Origin of the sequence: Sinomicrobium soli (assembly GCF_003285545.1) — a bacterium.
In the GTDB taxonomy this organism is placed as follows: domain Bacteria; phylum Bacteroidota; class Bacteroidia; order Flavobacteriales; family Flavobacteriaceae; genus Sinomicrobium.
This window is the reverse complement of record NZ_QLNV01000014.1, coordinates 28782-52471: the sequence shown is the minus strand read 5'-3', so window position 1 is coordinate 52471 and position 23690 is coordinate 28782. Positions and strand designations below refer to the sequence as shown.

At 44.3% G+C, this 23690-nt stretch carries 18 protein-coding genes; 9 read left to right on the top strand and 9 right to left on the bottom strand.

What is annotated here, in order from left to right; all coding sequences use genetic code 11:
- Positions 1 to 100: 100 nt before the first annotated feature.
- A complete protein-coding gene (locus tag DN748_RS15390; protein ID WP_112372723.1) occupies positions 101 to 1768 on the bottom strand; it encodes an RNA-binding domain-containing protein in 1668 nt (555 codons plus the stop codon).
- A gap of 273 nt (positions 1769 to 2041) precedes the next feature.
- Between DN748_RS15390 and DN748_RS15385 the strand changes: the two genes are divergently transcribed.
- Positions 2042 to 2476 carry a 3D domain-containing protein gene (locus tag DN748_RS15385; protein ID WP_112372722.1) on the top strand — a complete coding sequence of 145 codons (435 nt, stop codon included), beginning with the start codon at positions 2042 to 2044 and terminating at the stop codon, positions 2474 to 2476.
- A gap of 299 nt (positions 2477 to 2775) precedes the next feature.
- Positions 2776 to 4446 carry a S41 family peptidase gene (locus tag DN748_RS15380; RefSeq protein ID WP_112372721.1) on the top strand — a complete coding sequence of 557 codons (1671 nt, stop codon included), beginning with the start codon at positions 2776 to 2778 and terminating at the stop codon, positions 4444 to 4446.
- Positions 4447 to 4550: 104 nt separating this feature from the next.
- Here DN748_RS15380 and DN748_RS15375 read toward each other — a convergent pair whose 3' ends face one another.
- On the bottom strand, positions 4551 to 5306 hold the full coding sequence (locus tag DN748_RS15375) for a glutamine amidotransferase-related protein (protein WP_236636891.1): 756 nt from the start codon (positions 5304 to 5306) through the stop codon (positions 4551 to 4553).
- Positions 5307 to 5662: 356 nt separating this feature from the next.
- On the opposite strand from DN748_RS15375, the gene DN748_RS15370 reads away from it, so the two are divergent.
- The 7 genes from DN748_RS15370 to DN748_RS15340 all read left to right on the top strand — a co-directional run bounded on the left by DN748_RS15370 (position 5663) and on the right by DN748_RS15340 (position 18277).
- Positions 5663 to 8866 (top strand): amidohydrolase family protein, encoded by a 3204-nt coding sequence (locus DN748_RS15370; protein ID WP_236636890.1) that lies wholly within the window; start codon positions 5663 to 5665, stop codon positions 8864 to 8866.
- Positions 8867 to 8979: 113 nt separating this feature from the next.
- Positions 8980 to 11982 (top strand): SusC/RagA family TonB-linked outer membrane protein, encoded by a 3003-nt coding sequence (locus DN748_RS15365; RefSeq protein WP_112372719.1) that lies wholly within the window; start codon positions 8980 to 8982, stop codon positions 11980 to 11982.
- A 17-nt stretch (positions 11983 to 11999) separates the two neighbouring features.
- Entirely contained in the window at positions 12000 to 13478 is a 1479-nt protein-coding gene (locus DN748_RS15360; protein WP_112372718.1) for a RagB/SusD family nutrient uptake outer membrane protein, read from the top strand.
- A gap of 5 nt (positions 13479 to 13483) precedes the next feature.
- Positions 13484 to 14434, top strand: coding sequence for a hypothetical protein (locus DN748_RS15355; protein ID WP_112372717.1), 951 nt, complete (start codon positions 13484 to 13486; stop codon positions 14432 to 14434).
- Between the two features lie 16 nt (positions 14435 to 14450).
- The gene (locus tag DN748_RS15350; protein ID WP_161554577.1) at positions 14451 to 16118 is read left to right on the top strand and encodes an amidohydrolase; all 1668 of its coding nucleotides are present in this window, start codon (positions 14451 to 14453) and stop codon (positions 16116 to 16118) included.
- Between the two features lie 19 nt (positions 16119 to 16137).
- Positions 16138 to 16770: an FMN-binding negative transcriptional regulator gene (locus DN748_RS15345; protein WP_112372715.1), complete on the top strand. Its 633-nt coding sequence runs from the start codon at positions 16138 to 16140 to the stop codon at positions 16768 to 16770.
- 58 nt (positions 16771 to 16828) lie between these two features.
- Complete coding sequence (locus tag DN748_RS15340) at positions 16829 to 18277, top strand: amidase (RefSeq protein ID WP_236636889.1); 1449 nt, start codon at positions 16829 to 16831, stop codon at positions 18275 to 18277.
- Between the two features lie 49 nt (positions 18278 to 18326).
- On the opposite strand, the gene DN748_RS15335 is transcribed toward DN748_RS15340, so the two are convergent.
- From DN748_RS15335 to DN748_RS15290, 7 genes are all read right to left on the bottom strand, one after another.
- Entirely contained in the window at positions 18327 to 19208 is an 882-nt protein-coding gene (locus tag DN748_RS15335) for an AraC family transcriptional regulator (RefSeq protein ID WP_112372713.1), read from the bottom strand.
- A 401-nt stretch (positions 19209 to 19609) separates the two neighbouring features.
- A complete protein-coding gene (locus DN748_RS19445; protein ID WP_201741500.1) occupies positions 19610 to 19699 on the bottom strand; it encodes a hypothetical protein in 90 nt (29 codons plus the stop codon).
- 44 nt (positions 19700 to 19743) lie between these two features.
- The gene (locus DN748_RS15320) at positions 19744 to 20145 is read right to left on the bottom strand and encodes a VOC family protein (protein ID WP_112372711.1); all 402 of its coding nucleotides are present in this window, start codon (positions 20143 to 20145) and stop codon (positions 19744 to 19746) included.
- A 303-nt stretch (positions 20146 to 20448) separates the two neighbouring features.
- Positions 20449 to 20754 carry a dihydrofolate reductase family protein gene (locus DN748_RS19270; RefSeq protein WP_236636888.1) on the bottom strand — a complete coding sequence of 102 codons (306 nt, stop codon included), beginning with the start codon at positions 20752 to 20754 and terminating at the stop codon, positions 20449 to 20451.
- Positions 20699 to 21262, bottom strand: coding sequence for an REP-associated tyrosine transposase (locus DN748_RS15300; RefSeq protein ID WP_112372710.1), 564 nt, complete (start codon positions 21260 to 21262; stop codon positions 20699 to 20701). The genes DN748_RS19270 and DN748_RS15300 overlap by 56 nt, the downstream gene beginning before the upstream one ends.
- 1135 nt (positions 21263 to 22397) lie before the next feature.
- Entirely contained in the window at positions 22398 to 23387 is a 990-nt protein-coding gene (locus DN748_RS15295; protein ID WP_112372709.1) for a phosphotransferase, read from the bottom strand.
- Positions 23384 to 23683: a GNAT family N-acetyltransferase gene (locus DN748_RS15290; RefSeq protein WP_112372708.1), complete on the bottom strand. Its 300-nt coding sequence runs from the start codon at positions 23681 to 23683 to the stop codon at positions 23384 to 23386. Before DN748_RS15290 ends, DN748_RS15295 begins: the two co-directional genes overlap by 4 nt.
- Positions 23684 to 23690 lie beyond the last annotated feature (7 nt).

The window sequence follows — 23690 nt, the reverse complement described above, 5'->3', positions numbered from 1 at the left end:
TGGCACTCGTTTGCAACGAGTGTCCAACTGTGCTGTCTTTGTATTTCAACAAAAGGCCTTCTAATTAATCTTCTAATTAATCTTCTAATTAATCTTCTAATTAATCTTTAGTAATTAGAACCCATCTGGGCATCTTAAATGTGCCATTATTTTTAATCCGTTGCTTTTTTCTCAATTCAGATAAAAGGTTATTTATTTTAATTTTCTTTTGCTTATCTTCCATCCATTCCGGAAGCTTGTTCCAAAGAAGTTCGTCAATATCCTTTCTGCTTAATTCTGTATGTTCAGTAATAGCTTTAACTATTAGATCGAGATAATATGTTTTATCAAATCCTTTATTTTTAGAATAAGCAGCTTTCTGACCTGTCTTCTGAGCGACTTTTAACCCTATGTAAAAATTTGGTTTTCTCCCTTCGATTAACTTTCTGCTTTTCAAATGTTTTTCTTCAGAATTCGTTAGGGGTAGCTTCTTCTGAACCTTGTCTAACATAATGATTTCTTCTAATGTCAGATTTTTGTTTTGTGCCAAAAGACGGGCATAATCCATATCCAGAATTTTACCTGAAATGGATACTTTTACTTTATCATCAGACAAATCATAATCGGGGAGAGGAAAAAAGCGGGCTCGCTGGAAATTGAAAATCTTTTTAATACCTCCTCCCGCAGTATCTACCATCTTCAGGTTGAACATAGCAGTAGCCAAAAATCTGTTTCGATAAAATTCTTCGGGAGCATCTTCAATAACCACTTTTTCTACACTACCCGGAATAAATGATCCCTGGTTTGTAAAAACCAGCTGATCCTGCATTTCTATGACATTGATACGGGCATTTTTAGTATAATCCTGATGGGCAATACAGTTATTGATTGCCTCGCGAATAGAGAAGGGTTCATATTGGGAAACTTCGGCGGGGAAAATTGTTCCTTCCTGCATATACCGGTATTTGATGTTCCGTATTTTGGCAAAGACCTTTTCAACAGAAATAATTAATGGTATCCCAAAAATTTCATAATCAATATCATTGTTATTTTCATCGACAAGTTTCCAGCGAATTTTTATCTCAGCAGGACTTAAAAAATGTTCCGACTCATCTTTACCTAAAAGAATTATAGCGGTCCTGGTCATCTTTCCTTTGATGGTCACTTTAGCTTTATTGAGAAAAGTAGTATCGTCCCACGTATTTACGTCTTTCACTTTATCAGGAAATTTGTTCTTAAAGTTTTTTCTTGCCAAAGCAATAGCGTCCTCATCCAAATCTTCAATTGTTGCTTCCTGTACAATGGCTGCGCTCCAGTCTTCCTTGGTTGCCTGTGCCCTTATTCTTTCTATTTTTTCAATATTTAAAGGGGCCAACTCTTCTCCGTCGCGCGCATAATAATGTCCATAAAAAGCTGTTGGAATACCTTTTGGAGCAGCCGGAATCTGAAACATAATTACACGACCTTTGGAAGAAGATACTTCATGAATATTGATAAACGAAATACGGTTGGTGGTTTTGTTTGCTATTTCCCCCTTCAGTTTATCCAGTTCTTTACGTATTGGCCGATATTGTGTACCTATAATTTCATGTTTCTTGTCTTTCACACCGAAGATTAACCAACCGTAAGGCTTACCACATAGGTTGGCTTCATTACTTATCGCAGAAAAATATCTCCCGAGTTTATCGAAATGGAAATTATTCTTTGCTTCTTTAAACTCCACAATTTCGTTTTCCGCTTCGAGATTACGGAGGTTGTCCAATATTTCCTGAAGTTGTTTTGCTGTCATTTCAATAGTTCAATTACTTTTTTGGGGGAACTACAGTTTCTTAACGATTTGTCACCATGATGCCAAGTCTGATTTTCACAATTGTTTGTGTTCTTTGGTTGAAGAAAGTCATCCGGTTTAAATGATTTACAATATGTAAATATACACAATCCTTTCTTCCCGTGATATCCTGGATTTTCTTCTGTTCACAGATGTTCGCAGAACAAAGTAGGGTAACTGTCAAAAAGGAATTCAGCTGTAATAAACCAGGTAGGAAGCCGTTAATAAAAATACATGCACACCACGATAAGATCCCTTTATAAAAGCGGCTTAACCTTGTTATGGCCCCTGATCATCACAGTTGTCCTTTCCGGTTTCACCAACCACAAGGCTTCCGGGCAAAGCATTACCCTGGAGGTTACGGCCATGGCGTATAATTCGGTTAAGAGCCAGACCAAGGCAGGAGACCCTGCGATAACCGCCTGGGGCGATAGGCTAAAGCCGGGGATGAAGGTCATTGCCGTTTCCCGCGACCTGATAAAGATGGGCCTCAGCCACAATACCGAAGTCAAGATCGAAGGCCTGGACGGCGTGTATGTGGTGAAAGACAAGATGAACAAACGCTGGAAGAAAAAAATAGACATCTATATGGGGCATGACGTAAAAGCCGCCCGCCGGTGGGGAAGGCGAAAAGTGACCATCACCTTTCGTCCCGATCCCGGCCCTTAGGAGAAGGTGCATCGGGAGTAAATTCCATTACAAAATGTTTGATACAAGAGACAGCTGTTTTTGACCTCTTCTTTTTGCATCCAAAATCAGAATGCCATGCTATACCAAAAAGATGTACTTGGACGGATGGATACGAATTGAGCTGGCCGAATGACGAGTAGCGTAATTATGCAATGTTCTATACGTTTTAACGTATCGGAATAAAGGTTTTTACTTATCTTTCTGCGGTTTGTATAAAACGGCCTGGCGATGGTAAGTTTTATTACACTATATACAGAGTTAAAAATGCAGTAAAAGTTATGAATAAACTATTCTTGTCTTTTTTAATGGCCATTTTTTGTGCGCAGGGAGTCATCGCGCAGGAACAACTTGGCGCGACCGAAAAGCTGGCGAGCACAGCTCGGATATGGGGCTTTTTGAAATACTACCATCCCAATGTGGCAGATGGAGCATACAATTGGGATGAGGAGCTCTTTAAAATCCTGCCAAGGGTTAAACAGGCTACAGACAAAGAAGCGTTATCGGAAGTCTACCTGGAATGGATTGAAAGTCTTGGACAAGTAAAACCCTGTGAACAATGCAAAGCCAATAAGGAAGGGGTGCTGTATTTTGATAAAAATTTCGATTTAAACTGGCTGGATGACGAGCAGTTGTTTACTAAGGAACTTTCCGAAAAACTCCGGTATGTCGAGGAGAACAGGCATCAGGGAGAAAAATATTACGCAAAGACAAGAGAGGGAGTAGGAGGGGGTGCCCTCGCTGTTGAAAATGAAATTGACTATGAAGACTTCGATTGGAATAACGAGAACCTACGGTTGTTATCGCTCTTTCGCTATTGGAATATCGTGGAGTATTTTTTCCCGTATAAATACCAGATGGATACGGATTGGGATGTTACCTTATCAGAGATGATCCCCCGGTTTTTAAACCCGGAATCGGAAGAGGATTTTTCGTTAGCTATGTTAGAACTGGTCATCAGCATAGATGACAGTCATGCCAATTTATTTACCAAAGGTACACTAAAGTATTTTGGCAGGTATTATCCTCCGTTTGGAATTAAGTTATTTGATGACGGGGCCGTGGTTACGGAGATTCTTAACGATTCTCTGGCAAAATCGGATGATATAAAAATCGGTGACATTATAACCGAAGTCAGCAATCGAAATATAGGAGATGTCTTTGAGGAAAGGAAAAAATATATAGCCGGGTCTAATATCTCAAGAAAAAGATTCAACGCCAAGTATTATATTTTTAATGGATCTGATGATTCGTTGAACCTTACGTATATAAGAAACGGTAAAAAGCAGGAGAAGACCATAAAAAGGCACTTAAACAAGGACATATGGGGCGCAGAGAAGAGCGACAATAAAAAAGAAGCTTATAAAATCTTCGATGGAAATATAGCCTATGTAGATCTGGCGTTATTGAAAGATATCAAAATTCAGGACATGATGGAGACCCTAAAAAATACCAGGGCCATTATTATCGATACAAGAGAGTCTTCTTCAGCATCTATTTATGATATTGTGAATTATATCACCTCTCCTGAAAAAGAATATTTCAAGATCATTTTACCTGATTTTGATTATCCGGGAAGATTTTTTTGGATGGAAGAAGGCTTGGGCAAAGGGGGTAGTAATAAAAAATTACAATATGAAGGTAAGGTGGTCGTATTGGTGAATGAACGTTGTCAAAGTCAATGTGAATTCAGGGTGATGTGTTTGCAGACTGGAAATAATGTCACCACTATAGGAAGCCAGACTTCCGGAGCAGATGGAAATGTCAGCAGGTTTAATATAGTAGGTGGTGTGGAAACGCAAATTACAGGTGTAGGGATATTCTATCCGGACGGTACCGAAACGCAGAGAAAAGGAGTTAAAATTGATATTGAAGTGGAGCCAACACTCCAGGGAACGGCTAATGGGGAAGATGAAATACTGGAGCAGGCTATTGAGTTTGCGAAACAGTAGGATGTATTACCGGAGGGCATCTGACCTTTTCAGGCTTATCCTTTCGTAGTGCTCGTTTGGATCATGTGGGTTGGAAACCGGAAATTTCGGAGAGCGGGGCATGTCTATTTTTTTTCCGGACAATGAAAGTTCTTTATGGTCTTCTGCCTGTATTCAAGCATTAATTGGTCTAAAAACCGGAAGAGATCAGCATTCATCTCCGTGAAGTCATTACTTCTGATCGCTTCAGGTTTTTGTACAAACCTGTGGGTCGTATTATGGGTCAGGAAGTCCTCATCTTCCGCAATCAGCAAGTCCACAACTTCCGGCGTCAGCTCCATATGACACTGAAATCCGTAAACCAAACCGGAATATGCAATTATTTGCCTGGGACAGCCGGTGCTTGAAGCCAGTATCCTGCTGTCAGCAGTGAGTCCCGGCATGTCGCTATGCCAATGCCCCACCGGTAATGACGGACCGAAATGTCGTATTTTCCCGTCTTTCAAACCATCGTCCGTCAATTTTACGGGAAAGACACCGATTTCCTTTTCAGGACTGCGTTCTGCTTTAGCTCCCAGGGCCTCTCCGATGAGTTGCGCGCCCAGGCAAACACCAAAAACGGCTTTCCCGGCCTCCATACATTTTTGAATGAAAGCCATTTCTGCCCTGGCGTCAAAATAAGAGCACTCTTTCCTGGAGGTCCGAGGGCTTTGCGGTCCGCCCATAACTACCAGCATATCCGTCCGGTCTGTCGATTGAGGCAGAGACTCATATTCAAACACCTTCGAAATGGTGGTATGGTAATTTCTCTCTTTTGCCCATTCTGAAATCGCCCCGGGTGCCTCAAAGACTTCGTGTTGTATAATATGGATGTTCATCATCGATCATTTTTAGAAAGGATTGAATAGTCATTAAGACTGCTGTAAAATCAGATAGCGAACCCGGCCAGGTTTTTTTAACAGACAGCGGAAAGCCTGATTTTATGCTTGCGGTTCTAAATAAAACATTCTGAAAACAAAGATAACGTCAACCTGCATTACATCCAAAATCTGACTACGACCTGAAAATGACTTTCTTAACCAAAATTATCCATTCGGATAACGATTTTAACTTTTTTTTGAATTTCGTTTTTTTTAATCAAAATTCGCTTTAAGGTCAAAAAAAACAATATATCATGCGGTTGTGTTGCAAAAAAGTACGTGTTTTAACAAAAATATTGATTTTTATATTGTGTTCTGTGTTTTCTTCATACGCGCAAAATAGTGCAGGAACTCATACCGGAGATGCCTTTGCGGTAAGACATGAGGCGGCACCAGAAGTAAACGGGCTTCCTTTACAGGGAGAGAGAAGCATCAGTATACACACCAGGGAAGGAACCTGGCTTGCCCTTGATGTAAGCCCCGATGGTAAACACCTTGTTTTCGCCATGTTGGGAGATCTTTACGAGTTACCGATAGCAGGAGGCAAAGCCCGGCAGCTGACCAGTGGCATCGCTTTTGACTGCCAGCCAAAGTACAGTCCGGATGGTACGCAAATAGCTTTTATTTCGGATAGGGATGGTGCGGAGAACATTCATCTCTACGATGTGGCTGAAGGAAAGGTGAAAGGGCAGTTAACCCACAGTACGGACGAATATTACCAGGGGTTGAGCTGGTCGCCGGACGGAAATTACCTGGTCATTGCAAAAGGAGTAGGCCTTCCTAAACTGAATCTCTACCATAAGGATGGAGGAAGCGGCCGTCTGCTTACCGCAAAACCTGAAGATATCAAAGCTATAGAACCGGTATTTGACGGGGAAGGGAAACGGATATGGTTTTCCAAAAGGAATGGAATGTGGGATTACAATGCCCGGTTTCCGCAATACAGCATTGCCTCGTATAGTCTGGGATCGGGAGCAATAGAGGAGCAAATATCCCGCTATGGTTCCGCATTCAGTCCTACGCCGTCCCCCGATGGTAAATGGCTGGTATACGGTACCCGGTATGAGGAGGAAACCGCACTGGTATTACGCAATACAGAAACAGGAGAAGAAGAATGGCTGGCTTATCCCGTACAGCACGATGACCAGGAGTCGCTGGCATCGACGGGAGTACTTCCCGCCATGAGTTTTACTCCCGACAGCAAAACCCTGATCGCGAACTATGGAGGTAAAATATACGCCATAACAATAGCCACTAAAAAAGTACGAGAAATACCTTTTGAAGTAGATACTGATATCAGGATCGGGCCAAAACTGGATTTTAAATTTCCCATAGAAGACACCCCTGATTTTAAACTTACCCAGATCAGGGATGTGAGCTTTTCACCGGATGGCAAAACCATAGCGTTTACAGCTCTTGATAAACTGTATACTGCAAAGTACCCGGAAGGTAAACCCGAAAGAATGACGGAAATGGAAGTGGTGGAGGCGCAGCCCGCCTGGTCTCCGGATGGCAAACAACTGGCCTTTGTAACCTGGGATGAAGAAGAAGGTGCCATATATACCGTGAATATCGGTAATTCTGCAGTAAAAAAGCTGACGACCTCTCCTAATGGTTTTTACCAGGAACCGGTATGGTCTCCCGACGGTCAAAAAATCGTTTTCTATAAGGGATTTGCGAATGGATACAAACAATCCACCCACAACGGTAAAGAAGCAAAGCAGTATTTATCCTGGATATCTGCCGGGGGAGGGGAAATACACGATATAATGAAAGCTAAAGGGGCAAATCCTCATTTTTCCGAAGACGCTTCCAGGATATACCTCTTTGATCGTCAAAAAGGGTTAATATCTGTCAACTGGCAGGGAGAAGACGAAAAAGAGCATATACAGCTTAAAGGCTTCACTTCTTATGCCTTTAAGAACAATCACGGGGGTGAATTTCAGTTTTACCGTACCGATGCCAAACCCTCGCGTATTATAAAATCTCCTGTGGGAAACTATGCCCTGGCCCAGATCTCCAGCCAGCTATACCTGGTCACCATTCCGGAAACCGGGGGGGAAGCACCGCTAATAGCTGTAAAAGACGTTAAAAATGCTGCTTTTCCAAGTTGGAAACTGACACAGACAGGGGCAGAATTTCCGTCCTGGTCTGCAGATGGCAAAAAAATATACTGGGCATTGGGTACTTCTGTCTTTTCCTATGAGGTTTCACAAAAAAACGAAGAAAAGTATGCGGCCATTGAAGAAGAAATTCCCTTTCGCGTACCGAGGGATATTCCACAACAGGAATTGTTGCTGCAAAATGCGAGGATCATTACCATGAATGGTGATGAGGTCATACCGCATGGAGATATCCTGATAAAAAACAATCGCATCACTACAGTAGGTGCAACCGGAACGATACCGGTATCTTCCGGGATCACTGTGCTCAACCTCGAAGGAAAGACGGTGGTACCCGGCTTTTTCGATATGCACGCCCATATGCCTGTTGCCCGTGGAATACACAACCTTCAGCCTTTTGCCTATGCTTCCCAGCTGGCTTACGGTGTCACTACCATCAGGGACCCGCAATCGGGAACATCAGATATATTTACATACAATGACCTGGTACGTACCGGAAAAATGCTGGGCCCCAGGCTCTATACCACCGGGCCGGGCGTTGGATACTGGGGATATAATGTGGAAAGCCTGGATCACGCCCGGCAGATACTCCGGCAATATTCGAAGTATTACAATACCAAGACCCTTAAAATGTATGCCGTAGGAAACCGTAAACAGCGGCAGTGGATTATCATGGCAGCAAAAGAGCAGGGCCTTTTACCTACTACCGAAGGCAACCTCGACATGAAGCTCAACCTTACCGAAATACTCGACGGCTATCCGGGGCACGAACACGCATATCCCGTATTTCCGTTCTACAAAGATTATATCACCTTCGTGGCCGAATCGGGTATAGCCTTTACATCGGCACTTTTACTGGGATACGGAGGGCCTAATGCAGAAAATTTGTTTTATGAAACCGAAGATGTCCTGGGAGATAGCAAGTTAAAGACCTTTTCCCCAAAAGTGTATATAGATCAGAAAGCAAGAAGGCGCAGGAGCTGGTTCGCCCGGGGCGAGTATGTTTTCAAACGGCAGGGGCAGGTAATCGGTAATGTGCTTCATGCCGGCGGACTACCCGCAATCGGAGGACATGGAATGCTACAGGGACTGGGATATCACTGGGAACTGTGGCTTAATAAAGCGGATAATATAAGTAACCTGGAAGTATTGCAAATGGCTACCATAAACGGGGCCAGGGCTATCGGGCTGGATGAAGACCTCGGCTCGGTGACCGAAGGAAAAATAGCCGATTTAGTCGTTATGAATAAAAACCCTCTGGAAGATATACGAAATACGAATACCATTGAATACGTCATCAAGAACGGCAGGGTCTACGAAGCCGAAACGCTGAAGGAAATCATGCCGGATACACGTAAAGCCCCCACATATTACTGGCTGGATAGCAGCATGCCCTGACAGGCTCCCGGTCTCAAAAAGTACCGGAAGTCGCTTTCGGATATGCTGTAAGGCAATGACAACTAATTCTTCCTAACGCATGAGAAATAATCTAATTAACTAAAAACACAGCCATGAAAAAGAAAACGTTACTGTTCGTTTTTGTGTTGATGATTTCCTGGCAAACAAACGTCTTTGCTCAGGAGAGACAAGTCACCGGAACCGTAAGCAGCACAGAAACCAATGATGTACTCTTAGGGGTCACCGTACAATTAAAAAACACCAGTGTGGGAACAGTCACCGATCTGGACGGCTCGTATTCCATAACGGTTCCCGGCAATGAAAACAATATATTGGTATTTACCTATATGGGGTTTGAATCCAGGGAAATTGAAGTAGGCGACCGGAATGTGGTAAACGTCAGCCTATCCGAATTTGTAGAATCTCTGGATGAAGTACTGGTAGTAGGTTATGGCACCCAGAAGCGCAAAGAAGTTTCCGGGGCCATTTCATCCGTAAAAGGAGAGGAAATAGCCAAAATTACCACACCGGGTTTCGATCGTGCCATCCAGGGGAAGGCCGCCGGGGTACAGATAAATTCGAGCAACGGAATTCCCGGCGGAGCCACCGAGGTGCGCATACGGGGTACAGGATCTATCAACGCCGGAAACCAGCCCCTGTATATTATAGATGGTGTACAGGTCACTTCCGACAGCCGCACGGCAAACCTGGCGTCTTCCAATCCCCTGAGCGGACTCAATTCGGAGGACATAGCGTCTATAGAAATATTAAAAGATGCCGCGGCGGCGTCTATCTACGGAGCACAGGCCGGTAACGGGGTCATTATTATCACCACTAAAAAAGGAAGTACAGGCAAACCTGTCATTTCCCTCGATGTATATACAGGGATTACCAGTATGGCACAGGATATAGATTTATTGAACGGACCGCAATGGGTGGTGCTCAACCGTGAAGCACAGGTAAATACCGGGAATGTTCTCGCAGGGTACTATGCGGATGCATTATACGGAAGTCCTGAAAGCGCCCCTACTTACGACTGGCTCGATGCCATTACCAGGAGCGGGAAGATATACAATGCACAGCTTTCCGTGAGCGGCGGAACCGAGAAAACAAAATACTACCTCTCCGGTTCCTACAACAGCCAGGAACACCAGTTCAAGGGATATGACTTCGCCCGCGGAACATTCAGGGTTAATATGGACAACGAGCTTTCTGATAAAATATCCCTGCAAACCAGGATAAACCTGAGCTCTGTAAAACAACATTCCATGGATGTGCCTTCGTTCCAGACCTATAATATTTTTATTTCGGGGCTGGCCGGTGTGCCGGTAGAGCCGATATACAATGAAGACGGAAGTATTAATACCAACCTGAGAAGCGGATGGGATAACCCGCTATTCAGCATAGCGAATAACAAAAATACCGGAATTACCAATCAGGTGGTCGGCAATTTTGCGCTGAATTACGATATTATTCCGGGACTGCGATTCAAGTCTTCTTATTCTCTGGAATATACCACGGTTAAGGAGGAGCTTTTTTACGATCCCAGAAGTACTGCCGGTATAGCCCTTAACGGGGTGGTACGGTTTAACGAGGCCGAAGTAACCAATTGGCAAACCGATCAGACCCTTACATTTAATAAGCTCATTAACGACAAACACAGTATTAATGCTTTGCTTGGTTTTAACTATCGCAATGAGACATTCACAAACCTGAATACGCAAGGTAACGGGGTGGCCATACCTGAATTCGGTGAAACACTTACCGGAACAACACCGGCGGTCTTGTCTTCTGCCTATAATCAGTTCATCACTGTGGGAGTATTCGGCCGGGTGGGATATACCTTTGACGATAAATACATAATTCAGGCAACGCTGAGAAGGGACGGGTCGTCCAGGTTTGGCAGTAATAATAAATTCGGATGGTTTCCGGCCATATCGGGGGCATGGCGTATAGCACAGGAAAGCTTTATGGAAGATACCGGTTTTATCTCGGAGCTCAAGTTGAGGGCAAGTTACGGAGAAACGGGTAACAGTGAGATTTCCTTTTATCCGGGGCTCTCCCTCTTCGCCTCCAATGCCGATGCCTCATATAACAGCAATGCCGGGATACTGTTCAACCAATTAGGAAATTCCGATTTGGGGTGGGAGCGTAACGTAACCACCAATTTCGGGCTGGACTACAGCTTGTTCCGCGACCGGATATCCGGTTCTTTAGACTATTTTGTACGTACTACCAAAGACCTGTTACTCAACAGGCCGCTTCCCAATACTTCCGGATTCTCCAGTATAGCTGAAAATATCGGTTCTCTCGAAAACAGGGGTTGGGAAATAGGGCTGAATACCGTAAATCTTGACGGTGATTTTAAGTGGACCACCAATTTTAACATCACCTTTATCAAAAACGAAATACGCTCCCTGCTCAATCCCGGAGAAGATCTTCCCGCCAGCAATTTGTGGATAGGAAGGCCGATGGGGTCACGTTTTATGCCAAAATGGGCCGGAGTCAATCCCGCAGACGGAAGGGCCATGTGGTACACTAAAGATGGAGATATAACCTATACCCCGACCCAGGAAGACAGGGTCTTCCTCAAAGACAACCTGACCACTCCCGATTACTATGGAGGTATAACAAACACCTTTGGCTATAAGGGGCTGGAACTCTCCATGTTTTTCCAGTACCAGGTGGGAACCATGCAACAGGATCAGCCCAGGGCGTGGTTGTTAAGTGATTTTAAATATAATGGAAACCAGTATGTGGAAGCCCTGAACCGGTGGACGACTCCCGGGCAGATTACAGATACCCCGCGATTGTATCCCGGTTCGCAGGCCCCGGGAACTTCCAGTTCTGTTTTCGGATCGGGCGGAGGGACGGATCGTTTTTATTCCGATGCATCATACCTGCGTTTAAAATCACTTTCTCTGGGGTATACCCTTCCCGAATCCCTGACCTCCAGATTGCGGTTAGATCATTTAAGGGTTTATATTCAAGGGTATAATCTCCTTACATGGACGAACTATACCGGGCTTGACCCGGAATTTGCAGCAGGATCCTATAATATGGGGTCCGTACCACAGAGCAGATCATATACCCTGGGCATACAAGCCAGCCTGTAACTAAAAAATAGACCATTATGATACTTCGTTTGCAAAAATATATACTATTAAGTGTAGCCGTCACAGGTATGCTGTCCTGTGAGTCGATGCTCGACACCGAACCCAGAACTTCCATAGCCGCCGGAACGGCACTTAACACCTACCTTGGAGTAGAAGCCGCCCTGAACGGGGCATATGCGGCCCTCAGGGGGCCTGAAGGTTATACCGGGAGCCCCGGTGCCGCAACATATTACGGCCGGGAAATGGTCATATACCCGGAACTGCTCGCAGATAATGTACGCAATGTAAATCCCGGCACCTGTAGTTGCAGGGGCAGCGCCCAGCTGGTAAACCAGGCCGGATCGCACCTGGATATCTGGGAAGCCGCGTATGCCGTAATCACCAAATCAAACCTGGTGATCGATGCTGCAGATCTGCTTGAGGAAGCCTCCGATGCTGAAAAAGCAGTATTAAAAGCACAAGCGTTGTTCCTGAGAGGTTATGTCTATTTCGACCTGATCAAAACCTATGCATATAACCCCAATCATATCCAGAATGGTTTTGATCTTGGAGTGCCGCTCATTCTGGAAGGGGTAGACGATTACGGGAAGGTAGAATTTCCGGAAAGAGCAGGGGTTACAGAAGTATATGCCCAGATAGAAAAAGACCTGTTGCAGGCGCTCGATCTTTTTTCTGCAGAAGGAGTGGAGTCTCCCGCTTCCCCCGTTTATGCGACTGAAGGAGCTACCCATGCCCTGCTGAGCCGGCTGTACCTGTACCTGGGAAATGACAGGTATGAAGACGCCATTATACAGGCCGATGCGGCCCTGTCTTCCGGGGTGGGAACATTTCAGGAAACCCCGGAGAGCTATGTGAGTATGTGGGAGCAGGCTTCCAATCCCGAATCCATGTTCGAGCTGCAGTTTGCCTCGACGGCAGAGTTGCCCCAGAACCCTAATGACAATACCATACAGGCCAATTATCAGCAGATCAATACGGGAACCACAAGAATAGGTTTCGGAGACATTGTCGTTGCCGATAATCTTCTCGAAGAATACGAAGCCGGAGATGCGCGTCGTGAAGTGATGGTGGATTATGTGCGAAGTGATGGTGAACAGGTGATAGAAACCAATAAATTCCAGGGAAGCAAGGGGTCTTTCGGTTTTGATAATGTCCCTGTGATACGTGTTTCCGAAGTATACCTGAACCGTGCAGAATCGTATGCACGGTCAGGAAACGAGGGAGAGGCGTTGAACGACCTGAACAAGATCAGGAACCGTGCGGGATTACCGGATGCAGAGGCGTCGGGGAATGAGCTTATAGAGGCCATTTTAAAAGAGAGAAGACTCGAACTCGCCTTTGAAGGGCATCGTTTTTTTGATCTTACCCGGCTTGGCAGGAATATCCCCAAGGAAACGATCCCGGCCATATCGTTTGGCGATTACAGAATTCTGGCACCGCTGCCACTGGCCGAGCTGGATGTAAATCAGAATTTGGAACAAAATCCTAAATATTAAAAGCGATGAAGATTAACAGTTTGTTTTCGGCTTTATTTGCTGTACTGGTTTGTGCTTCGTGCTCCGAAGAAAGAGATCTTACCTATCAGGGAGAGGATGTAGTGGAGTTCAGTAATCCCATTACCGGTCTGAACGAAAAATTAACAGGACCGTCCATAGGAGGAAAGTCCAGGGAAGGAGATAATCCCGATATTCCGATAAGGGGCACACAAGATAGCGTGGTGGTTCAACTGGTAGGCCGCCAGAAAGATTCTCCTGTCATTATTCATTACACTATCGAAGGTACGGCCGTAGAAGGAGAAGATTTTGAAATCATCGGCGACAAGGGAATAGTCGCTATCCCGGCCAATTCCAGTTCGGCAGCGATCAGGTTTAGCCTGCTGAATCATTCCGAAGATCCCTCCGATATCAGGGAGGTCACCTTTACCATGGAAAGCGTTGAAGATGAAACCGCAGGGATCAGTGAAAATTACCATAGTTTTACAGTGAGTATCTTTCCCATGCTGGCCTATGTAGATGCTGGCGTATCAGAAAGCGAAGCCTTTTTTTCTACGCGAAACGGCGAAACGTATTCCGGGATTTCTGCACCGGAGACAGTGGATGTGGCTTTTGGATTCGGTGAAGATCAGATATCATTGGTCTCACCTCTGGTACATAGCGGCGATGTAACCGCCTCCGACACAAAATATTCCGAACGCGTATTTACGCCACCCTCTGATGCCCCGGATTACTTGCTGGCGGCCTATGCTACCGATCAGTTGGGAGATATTACTTCCGAAGACGTGGCTGAAATTCCCGTTTCCGGCACTACTGCAGGAGCGGCTGTACATACCGAAACAGCTATTGAAGTAAACGGTATATACGGTTTTGTGAACGGAGCAGGTAAAAAAGGATATATCCGCATTAAATCAGTAGAAGGAGACCAGGTGATATTTGATGTCATGGCACAACCGTAATATAAAAAAGCAACATATGATAAAGCGAAATATAGCCGGAATGGTTATTTTAACCGGGATGATGTGCAGCATAAGCAGTTGTACCGATAGCCTTCCGGCCGACCGTATCGTATATGGCAATATCTGGACCGCAGACACGCTTAATCCCCGGGTAGAAGCCATGGCGGTAAAAGCCGATACTATTCTGGCTGTCGGAACTGAAGACGAAATAGAGCGGTATCGGGGAAGCGAGACCGTTATCACCGATTTGGCCCCGGGCAACATGGTAGTTCCCGGCTTTATAGACAGCCACACCCACTATGTAGACGGCGGGCTGAAATTGTCTTCCGTACAGCTTCGGGATGTAAAGTCGCCCGAAGAATTTATTCGCAGAATAGCCGCATACGCAACTAAAGTGAAGCCTGGAGAATGGATTATCGGTGGTAGCTGGGACCATCAGAACTGGGGGGGAGAACTACCCGAAGCAAGGTGGATCGATTCGGTGACTCCCGAAAATCCCGTATGGCTGAACCGCCTCGACGGACATATGTGTCTTACCAACAGTCTGGGCATGAAACTGGCAGGAATAGATAAAAACACCCCCGAGATGGAAGGAGGAAGGGTTTTCCGGAAAGAGGGGGCGCCTACAGGCCTTTTCAAGGATAATGCCAAAACCCTGATAGTAGACCGTATTCCCATGCCTTCCGACGCACAGCTGGACAAGGCCCTGGAAACCGCGATGGATCAATTTGCCGCTCAGGGTATAACATCGGTGGTAAGTGTTACCGGTACCGGTTTCGGTGCGTATTTTGATGTTTACCAGAGGGCCAGGAGAAAAAATGCGTTAAAAACACGTATTTATGCCGTAAAGGAACTGGAGGAATGGAAATCACTGGCAGAAATGATTACAAAAGAAGGAAAAGGCGATAAGTGGTTGAAATACGGAGGCGTAAAAGGTTTTGTAGACGGCTCCCTGGGGTCACATACAGCTGCCTTTACCGAACCTTATCACGACGCTCCCCGCGATTCCGGTTTTTTCGTGACCGACAGGAAATTGTTGTACAGCAGGATCAAATCTGCCGATAGTGCAGGATTACAGATACTGGTACACGCCATAGGCGACAGGTCGGTACACACCCTGCTCAACATGGCAGAAAGGCTGAATGAAGAATCCGGGAAAAAGGATCGCAGGTTTCGCATGGAACACGCCCAGCATATCTTGCCGGAAGATTTCAGTAGATTTGCGGCACTGGGGGTTATTGCCAGCGTACAACCCTATCACGCCATTGATGACGGTCGCTGGGCAGAAAAGGTGATAGGCCCCGAAAGAATACGGCGTACGTATGCTTTCAGGTCGCTTCTCGATGCAGGTGCCACGATTGCACTCGGCAGCGATTGGTTTGTGGCGCCGTCATCGCCTTTGCTGGGTATTTATGCGGCAACGACGAGGAGAACCATAGATGATGCCTATCCGGACGGATGGGTGCCGGAACAAAAAATAACACCGGAAGAAGCGCTTTACGGGTATACCCTGAATGCCGCATATGCTACCTTTGAAGACCATATCAAAGGCTCTTTGGCCAAAGGAAAACTGGCTGATTTTGTTGTTCTGGAAAAGAATATACTGGAAACAGCGCCGGAAGATATTAAAGATATAAAAGTACTGGAAACGGTAGTAGGGGGCAGGACCACATACCAGCCTTAAAACCAAAAGATCTGTCATTATGTATATTCCTGAACACTATAAGATCACCGATGAAGACCTTATAGATGAATTTATCCGGTATAACGGATTTGCCACCATCATATCGCCAAATACCGAATATGCTCTAATAACCCATATCCCGATGGAACTGGAATACGATGATCAGGGGAACCGTTTATTAAGGGGCCACCTGGCAAAAGCAAATCCGCACGGGAAGTATTTGCTCGAAAACCCGGGAGCAACTGCAGTTTTTCTGTCCGATTTTAATCATTATATATCTTCATCCTGGTACAACTATGCAGAAGCACCGACCTGGAATTATATGAGCGTACACGTTTCGGGCCCCGTACGGATACTGGATGATCGTGAAACTGCCGACTCCGTAAGAGATCTTACAAAGCGCCATGAGAAAGATATCGGGGGAGATCTTGATTTCGACAAGCTCCCTTCAGGGGTTTTAAAACAATTGAGATATGTAACCGGAATTGAGATGAAAGTGGAAAAAACAGAAGCTGTTTTTAAACTGAGTCAAAACCAGGACACCATTAATTTCGACAGGATTGTTCAGAAACTCAAGGCGACCGGCAGCCCTAAATCCGTTAAAATGGCAGACGCCATGATGAAGCTCAGGGATTTGTTTTATAATGGATAATCAATTATTTCAAGCCGAAAAGATGCATCGAAGAAAATTTCTTAAAAACACCTTGGCGATGAGCACATTGCTTACTCTGCCATTACCTGTCACCAACAAACTTTTTGCGGCCCGTCTCGCTTCCGATATAACCGATCTCAGCGCCACAGACCTGTCGATGGCCATAAAGGCAAAGACGGTGAGCTGTGTAGAAGTAATGCAGGCTTATTTGGCCCGTATTCATCGCCATAACCCGGTATATAACGCCATTGTAAGTATGGTGAGCGACGATGAGCTGTTACTTCAGGCGCGTGAAGCAGACCGCGCTTTGGCCAGAAATGAATATTGGGGATGGATGCACGGAATGCCCCATGCCGTAAAAGACCTGACCCCGGTAAGAGGGATGATCTACACAGAGGGGTCTCCCCTATATGCAAACCGCATAGCCGGGGAAGACGGGGCCATAGTCACCAGGATCCGCAATCAGGGTGCCATCTTTATCGGGAAAACAAATACTCCCGAATTCGGCCTGGGCTCTCAATCCTACAACCCGGTATTCGGAACTACCGGAAGCGCTTTCAACCCTGCCCTTACCGCAGGAGGGAGTAGCGGTGGTGCGGCATGTGGTTTGGGCACCCGTATGTTGCCGGTGGCAGATGGCGGAGATATGATGGGGTCTTTAAGAAACCCTGCCGCATATAATAATGTCATCGGGTTCAGGCCGAGCACTAACGTGGTGATGGATGAAGGAGATGCCGGAAACAGGCTGCTCTGGACTTCAGGGCCAATGGGGCGAACCACCCGGGATACCATTCAATTATTACAGACCTTAGCGATAAACCCCTCTTTTGGTGCCTGGAACCCATTGAATGTCAGGAATGTTAAAATTGGATGGATGGGCAACCTGGATGGTTATCTGCCCATGGAAGAAGGAATCATGGATCTGTGTGAAGATAGTTTGGGCACTTTAACAGATGCCGGCGCCATAGTCGAGTCGATACAGCCCGGGTTCAAACCGCCGGAGATATGGGAGAGCTGGACCACTCTGCGTCATCACAGGCGTTTAAATATGCTGAATTATTACGAAGATCCGCAAACCCGTGATGCACTCAAACCGGAATTGATCTGGGAAATCGAACAAGGTCTGAAATTGAGTGAAGATGATGTGGAGCGGGCCCAATCAATTCGTGTAGGCTGGTATGCGGAGTTGGACCGGCTATTTAGCAGGTATGACTACCTGGTCTTACCATCTGCACAAGTGTTTCCGTTTTCAAAGCATATCCACTGGCCCCGGGAAATCAGCGGGCAGAAGATGGATACCTATCACCGTTGGATGGAAGTGGTTATTCCGGGCAGTCTCGGCGGTATCCCCGTGGTGAATGTCCCTGTCGGGTTTGATGCGCAGGGAAGGCCGATGGGGATGCAGATCATGGGTAAATTCGGAGATGATAAAAGAGTACTGGAGTTTGCGCTGGCTTATGAACAGATAACAGATCATTTAAGTGTAAGACCAGACCGCGGGGCATAAATAAATACCACCTCATAATGTATCCGGATACTACCCGGGTTAAACCTTTTCAGGCATAACTTTTCTGATTGCGGTGTTTCCGGATATAATCGCTCGGAGATACTTTAACTACCTTTTTAAAGACCTTGTTGAAGTTTACCGTACTGTTGAACCCGCAGCTGTAAGCCAGCGAGGTCATGTTTTCAAAATCTCCCTGTATGATCTTGTTACAAGCCTTGCTAACCCGGATTTCATGTAAAAAGTTCATATAGGTCTTACTCGTGTGTTTTTTGAAAAACTTGCAGAACGCCGGCTGGGTCATGGAACATATTTGCGAAACGGTTTCCAGGGAAATGGGGGTGTTGTAGTGCTTTAAAGTAAACTGGTAGACCTCTTTAATCCTGGGATTTTCAGAAACTGTTCGCAAATGATTTTTAACTCCCGAAGAAAGATCCCTTACTTCGTGCAACTCGCCGGTGAAATAGTGTAACAGCCTTACAAACCGGTAAAGCCGCTCAAAACCCGAACTGTTCTTTATTCTTATCACCTGTCGTTTTACATATGCTTCATTTTTGTTGGGTATTTGTATGCCGTGTTTAACAATATTCAGTAAGCGCCGTATGTTGTTCATTTCCGGCAGGTAATTATCCGGGATCAGTTTTTTCTCGTCAAAATAAATATGAATGGCATGAGCGCTGTTTTCTTTCTGGTGGTCGAAATAAGAAACATCCGAACAAAACAGGTGCGGGTTACGGGCATTTATAAAGTAAATTTCACCGGGAGTAAAACGTTGTTTGTAGTGATCCACAATAAGAGTCCCTTCTCCCTTGAGGATTACGGTGAGTTGCATATCGTTGTGATAATGCAGGTATTCGTAGAAATAAGGAAGCCTGTCTTCTTCAATAACTATGGAATCAGCGGATACCGGAACGGAATATCGGACTACTTTCATAGCGTGGCGTTGTTTGATCTTAATGATATTTAACAAAAATCATTTCTTAATATAATGAAAATAACCCTTAAAGGCTATGTTTATAATCTGTTTTAACATATTAAAGAGTGATTTTTAAAAATCTATAATGTTTGGCCACCACTTTTTAAAATACAACCTATGGATATTGAAAATAAAAATCCCGCTAAGACCGGGCTATATTGCATATTCCGCTGCACACTTCATAGATCGGCCATACTGCTTTTTCACAGTAAGGTATTTATACCTGATCTTTCCGGGTGGCACCATTCAACCCGAAAGAAATGGTAATTGTTCCGGGATATCCGGGTCCGTGTTGGAAATCGCTATAAAACACCATGCGCCGCCGGAGCTGGTGTGCGTTTGAGACGGATACTGTCTGCCTATGCCATTAATACAAGTACAAAAGCAATGAGCGCCGGAAGTCCCTGCTTGAAAAAAATTGCCCGATCTGCCGTCATGGCGGCATACAAAGCCGCCCTTTAGGGTTGCCTTTCATGGCGAACCTATGCTGTCCCTAAACGCTTAACACCCATCTCACATCAAAAGCATCGGTTACCTCAACCAGTTTTTGGTCATCGTCATTATTGACAAAAGGAATCTGCTTATTAAATTTCAGTTTTTCAATAAGCACTTTTCTATGATGTGTATTTCTGCAGTGCAGAAAAATAGACATATAATTTCCAAGTGTTCTCCCTTCGTCGTGTACCAGGTCCGAACCGTGAATGACTATCCTGTCGGAGACCAACGATCCGCTGACGACGGGTATTTCGGCGTACCCTTGCAATTTCCTTCCGAAAGTCTCGAATTGCAAGGTGCCGCCAAAACAGGTCTGGTAATAGGTGAGTGCCTTTTTACAGTTCCCGGAAAACGTTATAAAAACCGCACTCACAAATTTACCGTTATCAGAGTCAGTCATAATGAGATTAAATTAATGCCATCCTTGTTTCTGAAACTCCGGATCATTTTCTGTTTCAGCATCAAATGTGGTTGCTATGCTGGTTTTGCCATTTTGCTCGGCAAACAAGGTGGTGGCCTTTCTTCCGTGTACCCGAGTATGGCGTTATTGAAGCCGTTACACCGCCATTCAGAACCTTCCAAACCGCTAATGAGTTTTTAACCACATTTGGAAAAAAGCCCGTTTTCGAGGTCGAGTATGTGGGTTTAAGAGCGTATGTACCCGCTAACAATGGCGAATACATGATAAAAACCGACAGGTTGCTCAAAGATGGTCAAACCTTTTTGAATTTACAAGTTCAAGATATTGTTCAGGTCTGCCGTCCTTGAAAAGTCTTGTCCCATTACCGATCAAAACAGGAACAATCGAAATAATAAATTCGTCAATCAGGTCGCTTTTCAAAAGTTCATTCACTATTTCTGCCCCGCTACCGCACGATTGTATCGTGTGGCCTGCCCCCCCGCTACCGCACGATTGTATCGTGTGGCCTAAACTATCTATAACGTTTTTTTCTTTAACCAAAATACTGAAAAACAATAATATTATCCAACAGCCCTTTTCCTCCTGCATAGTCCGTCGCACTGCTGTAAACATAGTCCTGTGGCTTGAAAACCAAGCCCGCTTCCACCGGATTGTTATGGACATAGCTTACCTTTTCCTGTATAACCTTGTTGCTCCACAATTCAATGGGCTTGTTGTCATGTCTCCAAAACTGATGACTGTCTACATTGGACGATTTTTCCGCCGCTTTTTTAAACTGTTCCAACAAAAACTCTTTTCTGCTTTCCCGTGGGTTATTCTGTATGGCCTTTACCACGGCTTTGCTTGTAAACCGCTTAAAGTCGCCCAACAGCAAGGCAGGATGTTGACCCTTTACGCTCCTGAAGACCAAATGCACGTGGTTGGTCATGATGCACCAGGCTATTATTTCCATACCTTTTTGCTTTTGGCAAAAAGATAGGCTATCGAGCAATATGTTCTTGTATTGTTTTCTTGTGAAAACGTCCAGCCACTCCACTACGGCAAAACTTACAAAGTACAGGCCTTCGGGATTGTGGAATTTGTAGTTTCTGCTCATAGGTTAAATGTACAGATTTTTCATTTTCGGAAAAATAGGGCCATGAGGAAAGTTCAGGGAATTAAAGATACCACACGATACAATCGTGCGGTAGCGGGGCGGGGATACAATCGCCCAACTTTCGCCAAAACCCGGGCCGGTATAAGCTTTGTTATTTCTTGCTTGTTGACATTCTTCTACCGACACCCCATATGTTTATGAATATCTGCAGTCAATTCCCGAAAATAGGCCATAAACAGGTTTACGTTTACACGAAACAGGGTTACGTTTACCGTATACGCATTTCGGTACGCGGTGTAAGTGATAATGTTTACCGCTTAGGGCGTTATGTTTACCGTATACGTATTTCGGTATGCGGTATACGTTATAATGTTTGCCGTAAAAGTAAATACCTATGCACAATAAGCGACTACTTTTACCGCTTAGGGTGTTACGTTTACCGTATATGTATTTCGGTATGCGGTATACGTTATAATGTTTGCCGTAAAAATAAATACCTATGCACAATAAGTGACTACTTTTACCGCTTAGGGTGTTACGTTTACCGTATAGGTATTTCGGTATGCGGTATACGTTATAATGTTTGCTGTAAAAGTAAATACCTATGCACAATAAGTGACTACTTTTACTGCTTAGGGTGTTACGTTTACCGTATAGGTATTTCGGTATGCGGTATAAGTGATTACGTTTACCGTGTAAGTATTTACGTTTGGCGTAAACGTAACTCTGTTTGGCGTAAACGTAATTGCCTAAACGACCCCGAATATGTACAAAAAGGTGTGTCCATCCGTGCAAGTACACTTATGCTTTCCGGTATGCGGTGGGTAGAACCAAGGTTTCCTTGGCCTTGTAGGTGCATGCGTAATATTTGTTTGACTTAAAATCTAAGGGGTCAGCATCCGCGACAATGGCAGTCGCTATAAGGTTACAATCGCAACCCCGGAAGAGGGGTCAGCTTTAAAAGAATTAAAATTAGTAAAAAAGCCACCCTCCCGGATGGCTTTACCCCAAATTAATTCAATCTACTACTAACCAACTTAGTTTGAATTACAGTAAATGTAGGAAAATTTATTAAACAATCAAAGCGAATGTTTAAATATTAAGAAGTAAATATTTTCTTATGCAAGAAAAGTGCTTATGTATTAAGCGCCGCCATTTCCCTCTCCTTATAATAATCAAGCCAGGATTTTATTCTTCCAACAAACATTTTGAGGTAGTTTTCAGTCAGGAATATGTTTGACCAATCAAATCTCTGTGCCTGTACTCCAAGATAAAAAACAAAAACAGAAGCTCCGGCTTTAGGTATTAACCTGAGTTCATTATCTGATAACGCTCTAACTTTTTGGTAGCCGTTTAGAAAACTTTGAACCTTAGATTCATATTGTTTTTTGTCAGATTCTATGAAAAATAATTGTTTACAGAAATATGCAATATCTAAAACCTGCCAGCCATTTCCACAGAAATCAAAGTCGAAAATTGTAATTTCCTTTTCATTTACTACAGCCATGTTATCATACCAAATATCCATATGTACGACTCCCTCCCCAATATTGTCAAAATCTGAATCCCGGAAAGACTCCCCAAACGCTTTAATAAACTCCATTTCTGTTAATTTCTCGGGGAAGAATTGTTTTAAATACTCATATGGCAGTTCTATAAGCGATTGTTTGTTATAAGAAATTCGGTCAATAGGTTTGTTTAAGGGGAGGGTATGAATTTTTGCCATTAGCGAACCAATAGAAGAACAAGTTTCTTTGTCCATAAATCGAATTTTGCCACCTTGTGCAAATGAAAAAAGCACTACATATCTACTTCCTTCGGGGGCATTTATTTCCTGAATGAAAGCTCCGTTTTTATCCTGAATTGGAAAAGAGACCGTTATTTTCTTTTCTTTTAGAAGATTTAGCAGTTTTATCTCCTCGGTAATATCATCTTTAGACCTCCAATTGTGACTATAAACCCTTATGACATATTTTGTTTCACCTGAAGAAATGAAATAAGTGTGGTTCATTCCTGTCCTGAATAATTCACACGTAAAATTTTCGTTCAACTGATATCGGTCTTTTATAAACTCTCCTAATTCTTTTGCGGAAAGTGTAGACCTCGTAACTGGAAATGCTGTCATTTTTCACTTATTAGATCATCCATTGATAAAATGGCATATTCAAAATTGTCAGACCAACCATCTTTAAGTGGCAATACCTTTCTCTTTCTTCCTTCTCTTGTCATTCCAACTTTTTCTAAAACCCGGATACTTCCTATGTTGTCCACTGCACATCCGGCCTCAATCCGGTGTAGTTTAAGTTCGTTGAATCCGAAATCCAAAATTTTATGTAAGGATTCCGTTGTATAACCCTTATTCCAAAAATCAGAGTGAAATTTATACCATACTTCGGCAGTTTTAAATTTCGGCTTGGTCAGTTTTTTG